The sequence below is a fragment of the Novosphingobium colocasiae genome, from assembly GCF_014652555.1.
Taxonomy (GTDB): Bacteria; Pseudomonadota; Alphaproteobacteria; order Sphingomonadales; family Sphingomonadaceae; genus Novosphingobium; species Novosphingobium colocasiae.
In genome coordinates, this window is record NZ_BMZA01000040.1 from 1 (window position 1) to 8,530 (window position 8,530).

General features: G+C 61.2%; 7 protein-coding genes and 3 pseudogenes. 7 read left to right on the top strand and 3 right to left on the bottom strand.

The window, feature by feature from the left end; all coding sequences use genetic code 11:
* Positions 1-257: 257 nt before the first annotated feature.
* Positions 258-1,024, bottom strand: a protein-coding gene (locus tag IE122_RS17845; protein WP_189622589.1) for an IS5 family transposase whose coding sequence is annotated in 2 segments (ribosomal slippage) — positions 258-712 and positions 712-1,024 — 768 coding nt in all. Because the reading frame shifts where the segments join, the coding sequence is not laid out codon by codon here.
* A gap of 94 nt (positions 1,025-1,118) precedes the next feature.
* Here IE122_RS17845 and IE122_RS18660 point away from each other — a divergent pair.
* On the top strand, positions 1,119-1,541 hold the full coding sequence (locus tag IE122_RS18660; protein WP_444544225.1) for a DUF7919 family protein: 423 nt from the start codon (positions 1,119-1,121) through the stop codon (positions 1,539-1,541).
* 90 nt (positions 1,542-1,631) lie between these two features.
* Here the strand turns inward: IE122_RS18660 and IE122_RS17855 are convergent.
* Positions 1,632-1,904 (bottom strand): annotated as a pseudogene (locus IE122_RS17855) (hypothetical protein); the annotation flags it as partial.
* 134 nt (positions 1,905-2,038) lie between these two features.
* On the bottom strand, positions 2,039-3,343 hold the full coding sequence (locus tag IE122_RS17860; RefSeq protein ID WP_189622591.1) for an MFS transporter: 1,305 nt from the start codon (positions 3,341-3,343) through the stop codon (positions 2,039-2,041).
* Positions 3,344-3,793: 450 nt separating this feature from the next.
* Here IE122_RS17860 and IE122_RS17865 point away from each other — a divergent pair, with 450 nt between their 5' ends.
* From IE122_RS17865 to IE122_RS17890, 6 genes and pseudogenes are all read left to right on the top strand, one after another.
* On the top strand, positions 3,794-4,855 hold the full coding sequence (locus IE122_RS17865; RefSeq protein ID WP_229814383.1) for an SMP-30/gluconolactonase/LRE family protein: 1,062 nt from the start codon (positions 3,794-3,796) through the stop codon (positions 4,853-4,855).
* A gap of 32 nt (positions 4,856-4,887) precedes the next feature.
* A pseudogene (locus IE122_RS17870) lies at positions 4,888-5,335 on the top strand (IS110 family transposase); the annotation flags it as partial.
* A 61-nt stretch (positions 5,336-5,396) separates the two neighbouring features.
* A pseudogene (locus IE122_RS17875) lies at positions 5,397-5,629 on the top strand (transposase); the annotation flags it as partial.
* 35 nt (positions 5,630-5,664) lie between these two features.
* Positions 5,665-6,459: a transposase gene (locus IE122_RS17880; RefSeq protein WP_189622592.1), complete on the top strand. Its 795-nt coding sequence runs from the start codon at positions 5,665-5,667 to the stop codon at positions 6,457-6,459.
* Positions 6,446-7,174 (top strand): IS21-like element helper ATPase IstB, encoded by a 729-nt coding sequence (gene istB, locus IE122_RS17885; protein ID WP_189622593.1) that lies wholly within the window; start codon positions 6,446-6,448, stop codon positions 7,172-7,174. The genes IE122_RS17880 and istB overlap by 14 nt, the downstream gene beginning before the upstream one ends.
* Before the next feature lie 683 nt (positions 7,175-7,857).
* Positions 7,858-8,530, top strand: a 673-nt coding sequence (locus IE122_RS17890) for a 2-oxoacid:ferredoxin oxidoreductase family protein (protein ID WP_189622594.1), incomplete at its 3' end; no start/stop codon positions are given.

An 8,530-nucleotide genomic window follows, 5' to 3' on the forward strand; every position in this document is an offset into this window, starting at 1 on the left:
CAGGGCGCGGAGACTCGACGCTGCGCTTCAAGCCCGCAAGGTGGGGCGGCGGCTACGCTTACGGTTGATGCCCGATGTCTTGCATGTCTCCTTAGGCGTGGCGTTCACTGTCCAGTTGTCGTCGCCCTCGTCGGAACCATTGAAGATCGCACTCTTGCGATCGACGACCAGTCGACCGATCGACGGTGTTGGGATCAGGCTCGACGCGGCGGTCGCCAAAATAAGCGACAGTCCGGTCCATCGGGACAGTGCTTATACTAGGCCGTAGACTCATTAACACGGAGCCACAGTCGCATTGAAGCGAGTTGGACCATGGCGAGGAAGTTTTCGGCGAGCTTGTCGTATCGTGTAGCAACCCTGCGGAAATGCTTCAGCTTGGAGAAGAAGCGCTCGATCAGGTTGCGCTCGCGATAGAGCCATGTGCTGAAGTACGGCTTCGATCTGCGATTGGACTTAGGCGGGATATTGGTAAACGCTCCTTTTTCGCGGAGGGAAGCCCGGATGCGATCTGCATCGTACGCCTTGTCAGCCAGCAGGATAGTTCCGGTGTCTACATGGGCAAGCAGACCGTCAGCCGCTTGCCCATCGTGGCTTCGCCCAGCGGTCAGGCTTAGCCGGATCGGGAGGCCTTGCCCGTCGACGACCGCATGGATTTTGGTCGTGAGGCCGCCTCGGGAACGACCGAGACAATGATCTCGATCCCCCTTTTTGCCGTCGCAGCCTGTTGGTGCGCCCGGATGGAAGTGCTGTCGATCATCTGGATGTCGCCGTCGTGGGCGACGGTGATCGCGTCCATCATCCGATCCCAGACACCTGCCTTCCGCCATCGCACGAACCGATTATAGCAAGTGGTGCGCGGACCATAGCGTTCGGGTAGGTCGCGCCATGGAGCGCCTGATCGCAGCACCCAGAAGATGCCGTTCAGCACGCGGCGATCATCTACACGCGGCACGCCTCGGGATTTGTTAGGTAGCAGGGGCTCGATCACGCGCCACTCGAAGTCGGTCAGGTCATATCGGCTCATGCCGACGCTGAATCAGAAAGCGGTGCGGAATGGAAGCTGTCAGCCTCTATGCGAGAGCGTGACCGGCGGCAGTCGCCCATGTATACTGCCATTTATGAGCTATTTCCCTGATTTGACGCCTTTCACCTATGGAGGGGCCGAACCGGACCCGGCTACCCTAAACGTTGGCTGGCTGAGCTCTGATTACACAATACCAGTGGCGGTCCCGGACGAGTTGTTTCTCAGCGCGTTGAGAAAAATGGCTGCAGAGCCGGTAAACCTTTGTCGGGGTAGCCACCTCTGCGATTTGTGCCCGCGCCCCGTCATGACCCTCTCGTCAGGTGGCATCCCCATGCTCGAAGCTGCTCCCGAAACAAGGGGTAACGGAGAGATTTGGGTCAAGGGATATGATGGTTTCACCTACGTCGCGCCGGTGCTTGTCCTTCACTACGTCAGTAAACACCATTACGCGCCGCCACAGGCCTTTGTCGACGCCATCATCGCTGCGGTTGAGCAAGAACTCCCCTCTGTCGACTGAATATGTTTATGGGTTCACGGCCTAAGCTGCACTGATCAGAACCCATGGGTCCATTCGCGGCGACCGATGGTCATGATGTACCAAGGTTGGTCGACGAGCTTTCCAGTCATGTGACATCGATAGCCCATCGAACGCCGTCTTGCGCTCCGGCTTCGCGAACGGCACCGCGCCGCCGGCGTAGATACCGACGCACCGTGTTGCGGGCGCAGCCGAACTCCTTCGAGAGCCGCTTAGCCCCCAACCAAGTTCACGCAGCCGCGCCATCGCGGCAACCTCGTCGGGTTGAAGCATCTCTTCCCCCTGCACAGCCATTGTCCGTGCAGGAAACTCTGGCCCCCATTCGTCTTCTGTCTTTCCCTTCATCAGCCGAAGGGGTCAGCTCTCAGATTCAGGAGGGGGTCAGTTTCTCACTTCGTCTGACAACCGGCACCGTGCTTCATGTCGGCATGGTGAGGCAGCACGGCGCTTACGATGATGGCCATGTTTGGCGACGAAGGTCAGGCTTGCGCGGAGCCCCCCGCCTGGCTCTGGCGGATGAGGTGCTGGCGCGCTCGCAGGAAATGCAGCGCGGCAGGCACGAACATCAGAAAAGAAAGGATGTAGGCAAAGCGCAGCGCTTCGCTGCCGAAGCGTCCTGTCAGCAGGTCGCTGATCTTGCCGACGATGGCAGCACCCAGCGAATAGGAAACTAGGTTGAAGCTGACCAGAAAGATGGCGAGTGTGACGCTGCGCCGCACCGGCCCGGCAAGTGTGGCGGCCGTAGCGTAGCCCGGCGCAAGGTAGAATTGACCGAAGAACACGGCGAGGCTGAGCAGGGCCAAAGCGGACAACGGGTGCCAGTTTCCGAGCAGGGCAATGGCGCCAATCAGCAGCGACATGCTCGTGCCGGCGATCGGCACGAGCATTCTGGCGGCCAAGCCCCGACATCCGAGGCGGTCGGCGATGAAGCCGCCAGCGGCCGCGCCGAGCGCCCCGCCCACGCCGACGATCAGACCTGACTGGACGCCTGCCTGCAATGCGCTCATGTCGAAAGTGCGGCGTAGCAGGCTGGGCGTCCACGTCCCAAATACAGCCAGCATCGAACCACCCCAGGTCATACCCATGGCGATGTTGCGCAAAACCTTGTCACGCATGAGGAATTCAAAGGCCGAAAGCAGCGTCGGCCTGGTCGCGGTGACAGGGGCGGCGGTATCGTCAAACTGCCCGCGCTTTGGTTCCGAGGTGTTGAGCCGCAGCAAAGCAGCCAGGATGAGGCCGGGGATTCCCGCCACGAGGAACGCTGCGCGCCAGCCCCAATAGACTTCGACGAATCCGCCCATCGCCATGCCGATAAACAGGCCCAGTCCCGCTCCCAGGTTGAATATACCCATCGCGGTCGATCGCACTGTGGGGGGAAAACGATCGGTCAGGGATGAGAGGCTTACCGGCGTGAATCCGGCCTCGAAAAACCCGACGCCGGCCCGCGACACGAACAGCGCCAGCGCTGAGGCGGCGAATGCCGTCAGTCCGGTTACTAAGCTCCAGCCGCCGACGAGCATTGCCAGAAGATTGCGGCGGTTGATGCGATCGCCCAGCATGCCCATTGGAATGCAGGCAATGGTGAAGGGCAGTGATACGGCAAGGCCCGAAAGGAGGCCCATATGCGTGTCGTTCAGCTGGAATTCGGCCTTGAGAGGCTCGATGAGGACCGGAACAAGAGCCTTGTCGGCGTTGTAGAGGCCATAGCACAACACCAGCAAAATCAGCGCCCACCAGTCACTCGGCCTCGCCTTGGCGGGACGGTCCACAAGCGTTGGCTGCATCAGCGTACTCTCCTCATTGGAGCCGCGCGGAAGGCCCCTCGTATAGCAGGCTCACTAGAACGCGCGGCTTGACCGTGTATCCGCGCTAGGCTCAGGATTCAGGATTGGCGGGGATTCAGTCTCCTCGGGGAGACTGCGCTGCACTCCCGGCCGAAAATCTCGGTCCTTGCCCTTCAAATTCAAAAGCAGCCGGTACGAGCAGCACGACCGCATCGAGATCATATTCAGTCGCCAAGGTATTGGAGCCGCGTGGCAACGCAACATGATCGTGGTCCAATGGCCTTCTTTGATTACAACCAGAATATAGAGGGCACCGCGAGAACGAGAGTAGGAAAAACATCTTCATAACTCTGGGCGGACAGGTAACCTAGACGCTGACGTCGTCAGCTGTGTGTCTGCAGCCAGAAGTCAGACCGATAATTCGCCCAATGCTGCGAGAGGATAATAACTGTGCCCAAGATCCTTGGATTGATTGCCGCGTCGGCCAGTGCATTTTTAGCCGTTCCAGCGTCGGCAGATTCTCTGGCGTCAGAGGCTGCACGGTCCGGCCAAGCATGGCCAATGGGGCAGGTCAGCCCCGAGCCCCGGATCCCGCCGAGTGAAGCGGACCTCCCCACTTTTGTCGCCAAGCCCTGGTTTTCCCTCGATGACAAGACACCGGCCCTCGGCGGCAAAGGCGGCAAGGTCATCCTTGAAGGCCCTGCCTTCGACAAGCAGGGCAACCTCCTCTTCGTTGATTGCGTCACCGGCCGTATATTGCGGCTCTCCCCGAACCGCGAATTGACAACGGTCCTGAGTGATAATCCGTCCGGCATCGCCGGCATCGCCATTCACCCGGACGGGCGTATTTTCGTTGCTGGCTTCACAGATCCGGCAGACGGCGGGACGGTCTTCACGATTAAGCCCGACGGCTCCGGCAAGCAGGTCATCATCGAACCGAGTGCGGGCTATGTTCCTGACGACATCGCTATCGACAGTGAGGGGGGGTTCTATTTCAGCGACATGCGGGGCGACACCGCAGAGCTGACCGGCGGGGTCTTGTATGTCGCCCCCGATATGAAGACAGTCACGCCGCTCCTCACCGGCATGTCGCTCGCGAACGGGGTCGCACTCAGTCCCGATCACAAAATCTTGTGGGCCACCGAGACTGGAAGGGGTATCCTCCACCGCATTGATCTTGCAACCCCGGGCAAGATCGCTCCCTATGGCGCGACGTTCGCGTATCACTTTACCGCCGCGAAGGTCGACTCATTGCGGTCCGATGAGCGTGGCAACCTCTACGCGGCCCTCTATTCTGAAGGCAGGGTTCTTGTATTCGATCCCCGCGGCGTCCCGATCGGCCAGATATTGATCCCTGATCGGGAACAAGGAGAGTTTCTCGGGACCACAAGCATGGCGATCGAGCCCGGTAGTGGCGCGGTCTACATCGTCGCGCACGACCGTGACGGGCGACGCGCCAGAATCTATCGGGCCGAATTGACCGGCGATTTTTCCAAACCGGCTCGTCGGTAAAGGTAGGTCGGCTCAGTCTATAAAAATGCAACAACGATTCCAAAGACGCGCAAGTCATCCTGCACATGCTGCGGGTCGGCGCCACCCAGCGCTATGTCGACCCGCTCGCCGCCGGCATCAACGATCTGCAGGAGATGTCGAAGACGCACGAGGCCATTTCCAATGGCAAAGACCCAGACCTGGCACCGGATCCTGACGCACTACCTTCCATTGTACTTCCCGGAGATCGAGCGGTTCGCCGGCAACAGCCGGTCGGATTGGTTCCTGGCCTTGCTCGAGCGGTTTCCTACCCCGGTGAGCATGACATCGCTCGGTCAGGAGGCATTCACGCGCGAGGCCTGGTCGCTGGTCGGCCGCAAGGTCTCCAAGGCTCGCTTAATCAACGATATTTGCGAGACCGCCTGCGCCTCGGTCGCACTACCAGTCGACGAGGATTCCGTTGCGATCGCCATGTTCCGCATGGTCATTGCACAAGCGCGCAGTGAGTAGCCCCTAGATTTCTGGACGCCTTCGATCCTAATTTTGAGGACAGGAGGCGATAATGGGGAAGCCGAATTTCAGCGATGAGTTCAAGCCTCTCCTGAGCTTGCCGAAGGGCGTGATGCGGTGGCCCAGATCACCGAACGCGGGTATCCGGTAGCGGAGGTCTCGCAACGCCTCGGGGTCAGTGCGCACTCGCTGTATGCGTGGAAGCGGCAGCTGGCGAAGGTCGTATCCGGCGATGCGAGCAAGGATGCCGAGATCCGCCAGCTGAAGCGCGAGCTGGCTCGGGTACACAGCCGCGTGGAAGTTCATGCGGCGAGATCGGGATGTTGGTTTTGGAGACAGTGGTTCGTATCCGGCGTGAGTATGCCGGCGGGAAGGCGATCAAGGCGATTGCACGTGATCTGCATGTGTCGCGGAAGGTGATCCGCAAGGCGATCCGGGCGCCGGAAGGCGCATTTGATTATCGACGCAAGGTTCAGCCGCTGCCGCGGATCGGTCCGTTTCAGGATCGGCTTGATGTGCTGCTGGAAGAGAACGAGTTACGGGGCCGGCGTGACCGGCTTCGGATGACCCGTATCCACGACCTTCTGGTGCGTGAGGGTTTCGAGGGTTCTTACGATGCCGTGCGCCGCTATGCCGCACGATGGAAGGTCGAGCGGCGCCGGGATTTCGGCGACGGGACGACGGCCTTTATTCCGATGCTGTTCCAGTCCGGCGAGGCCTACCAGTTCGACTGGAGCCATGAAGATGTCGAGATCGCCGGCAAGCCGATGCGGGTGAAGGTAGCGCACATGCGGTTGTGCGCATCGCGGGCGGTGTATGTCCGGGCCTATGCCGACCGCATTGTCGTGCGATGCGGCGATGATGCCGATCGGCGGTTCGTGCGCGTGCTGGCGGCCGTGCTGACCGATGGCCTGGAACTGGTCGAGGCCGCTGTGCGGGAGGCGCTGGCGACCGGCACGGCGAGCGACGACTTGATCCTGAATATCCTGGCACGACGCCGCGAACCGCCGCGACCGCTGACGATCGTCACTTCGGAGGACAACCCCCTGCGTCATCCGCCGATCGCCGACTGTGCCCGTTACGACCAACTGAAGAACTTTCATGCAGCGGCATGACATGATCGACGCGATGCGCGGGCTCGGACTCAAAGGGATGGCCGGCGCGTTCGATGAGGCCGTCACCACAGGGCTCCAGCGTCAGCGCACAACGATGGAGATACTGACCGATCTGCTGCGCGCAGAGGCAACGCACCGTCACGCGGCCTCGATCCGATACCGGGTGGCGGCCGCCAAGCTGCCGGTGGTGAAGGACCTCGATGCCTTCCGCTTCGAAGGGACGCCGATCAATGAGGGGCTGGTCCGTTCGCTGCACGGCGGCGCGTTCCTGCCCGCACGGCGCAATGTCGTCCTGGTCGGTGGCACTGGCACCGGCAAGACCCATCTGGCCATCGCCATCACCGCCAATGTCGTCCGCGCCGGAGCGCGGGGGCGTTACTTCAATACTGTGGATCTGGTGACCCGCCTCGAAGAGGAAGCCCGGATCGGCAAAAGCGGGGCCCTTGCCGCCCAGCTCTCCCGGCTCGACCTCGTCGTGCTTGATGAGCTTGGCTATCTTCCCTTCGCCCGTTCAGGCGGGCAGTTGCTGTTCCATCTGGTCAGCAAACTTTACGAGCAAACCAGCGTCATCATCACGACCAACCTGGCGTTCGGGGAATGGCCGACCGTGTTCGGCGATCCCAAGATGACCACCGCTCTCCTCGATCGCGTGACCCATCATTGCGACATCATCGAGACCGGCAATGACAGCTGGCGCTTCAAGAACCGAAACTGATCCCCGCCGCACGCCGGGATTAAGATGCCTTGCGCTGCGCGCCTCCGGTCGGGCTCGGCCCTCCCTACGCCGCGCGCAGCGCAAGGCGCGTTCCTTGACCGTCCTGCCATCGTTGAGAGGGGGTCCCGTTTGCACGCCGATTGACATCCCGGGTCACTTCTCAGGGGCAATCAACAGCCTGAGAACAATCGCGGCTCACAAGGTGACCCGCGTCGAACTGTCAGGGTGCCGCATTGAATTGGTGATGACGATCTGAACGCGGCCGCATGGGCCGGGACAACCCGAGGTGCTGTAGGAGCTTCGTGCTCGTTGGACTGAGAGGGATTTAGCCGGCGGACACCATCAGGGCCAGCGGTCATCACGCCGCGCCAGTAGACCGGACAGATGACCAAACCCGACAGATCAGCCCATCAGCTCAATTCACCCCTTGCAGCGCAGGGGCCATCCACAAATGGCAGCACCCTTCAGCCATCTTATTGCAAGGATAATAAGTCAGATTTGGGGGCGCGAATGCTGGTGCGCTGGCGACGACCGAAGCTACAAGCTCGCCTTCAAATCGCGGGACAGAGGCACATGGAAACAAAAAGACTTGGATCGTTTGGTCTGCGCGTCAGCAGGCTCGCGCTAAGACATCTCAGTTTCGCTGATCAGCCAGGCACTGCTTGCTGGGATCGTCGGTCGTAATGGTGTCCGAAAACAAGACCGCCAATGCGACTGCTCCAGAGGCTGTCGTCGTCCGCTTCGCGGGCGACTCCGGCGATGGCATGCAGTTAACGGGTGGCCAGTTCACCCTGTCGACCGCGCTGGCCGGCAACGATCTTGCCACGTTCCCCGACTTTCCTGCGGAAATCCGTGCGCCGCAGGGTACGCTGTTTGGCGTCTCGGCGTTCCAGATCAACTTCGGGTCGAGCGAGATCACCACGGCGGGCGACGCGCCCGACGTGCTGGTGGCGATGAACCCGGCGGCGCTGAAGACCAACGTCCAGGCGCTCAAGCCCGGTGGCCTGGTGATCGCCGACACCGGCGAGTTCAACAAGCGCAACCTCGAAAAGGCGAAGTACGACGTCAGCCCGCTCGACGACGGCAGCCTTGCCAGGTGGGATGTGCTGGCGTTCGACATCTCGGCGCTGACGCTGGAGGCGGTGAAGCCGTTCGGCCTTGGCAACAAGGAAGCGTTGCGCTGCAAGAACATGTGGACGCTGGGCCTGGCGCTGTGGATGTTCGATCGCGATCGCCAGCCGCTGGTGGATTGGCTGAACGCCAAGTTCAAGAAGAACCCGATCCTTGCGGAAGCCAATATCGCTGCCCTCAATGCCGGTCATGCTTATGGCGAGACGGCCGAGCTGGCCGGGCCGC